Genomic DNA, 1,077 nt, shown 5'->3' with positions numbered 1-1,077 from the left:
TGGCGTCGATCCGTTCGACTGGCTCTCGCAGACCTTGACCCGCATCGCTCAAGGCTGGCCCGCATCCGAAATCGAAGCCCTCATGCCCTGGAACTTCAGGTCAGACGCCGTCAGCTAAGCGCTTACGTTGCAGTTCCTTGACCTGGTTCTGAAGGGCTCGATATTCGGATGCCGGAACGACGTCTTCCTGCGATGCGGTTGCGGTGAACGCTCCCTGCGCTGCAAGCTTGCGCCAATTGAACAACTGGTTCGGCTGGATGCCGTGACGCCGCGCGACGATGCTGACCGTCGCATCCCCTTCATACGTCTCCTGAACGATGGCGAGCTTCTCGGCCGTCGACCAGCGACGGCGGCGCTCAGGGCCGGACAGCACTTCTATCTTCGGGTTGTGACTACTCATAATGGGGACATTACTCCTCATACTTAACAAGTGGGAGATCATGTCCGGGGATCTATGGGGCCATTACATGAACAATGCGATCCGGATGTGGTCGAACGCGTCATGTCAGACGAGATGAAACGCGGCCTATAATCTCGGCCTCTCAACCAAGCGAAAATGCCTTCGCCGGACGCTCACGATCAAACAACCTTGGCTTGACCACGAAACGAGCTCAGGTCAAAAAAACACACGACCCACAGGCACGCCAACTGTCCGGCTTCAAGTCGGAATCGCGTCCGGCATGCGATTGGAATACCTGTCCGGCTTCAGATTGGAATAGCCGTCCGGCATCATCGGAATACGCACTTCACCCGCGCAAACGCGCATAACTGACCACCGAACTCCAGCCGCAAGCGGATGAGTGTCTGGGGTCACAGCATGAGAAAAAGCGCTATTGCCGTTCCGTCAACGCCGAAAGCAGTGGGCTGTTCGTCGCGCTCACATTTGAAGTCGCGGTGCGACCGCCAGTTGTCGAGTTGTTGCGCATGAAGAGCCGGCGGGTTTCGGCCGGTATAGCGCGGCGATCAGGATGAGACGGCGGCGACAATCTGGATGAGACTCTTATGTCGCGGTCGGGATGAAAGTATCATGCTGATTGTCGCTGGCAAGAGTCTCGTCGTGTTCTGATTGCCGCTCCG

1 protein-coding gene and 1 pseudogene are annotated in these 1,077 nt (G+C 57.5%); one reads left to right on the top strand and one right to left on the bottom strand.

All coding sequences use genetic code 11. The annotated features are described in order from the left end of the window. On the top strand, window positions 1-118 hold a 118-nt coding region (locus IB277_RS37580; RefSeq protein WP_192371008.1), incomplete at its 5' end, for a transposase domain-containing protein. A gap of 6 nt (window positions 119-124) precedes the next feature. On the opposite strand, the pseudogene IB277_RS37575 reads toward IB277_RS37580, so the two are convergent. Further along, window positions 125-400, bottom strand: a pseudogene (locus IB277_RS37575) (transposase); the annotation flags it as partial. Window positions 401-1,077: the final 677 nt, after the last annotated feature.

This window comes from Ensifer sp. ENS07 (assembly GCF_014852185.1).
Classification (GTDB): Bacteria; Pseudomonadota; Alphaproteobacteria; order Rhizobiales; family Rhizobiaceae; genus Ensifer; species Ensifer adhaerens.
Note: the sequence above shows the minus strand (reverse complement) of the source record. Positions and strands in the feature narration are given on the sequence as shown.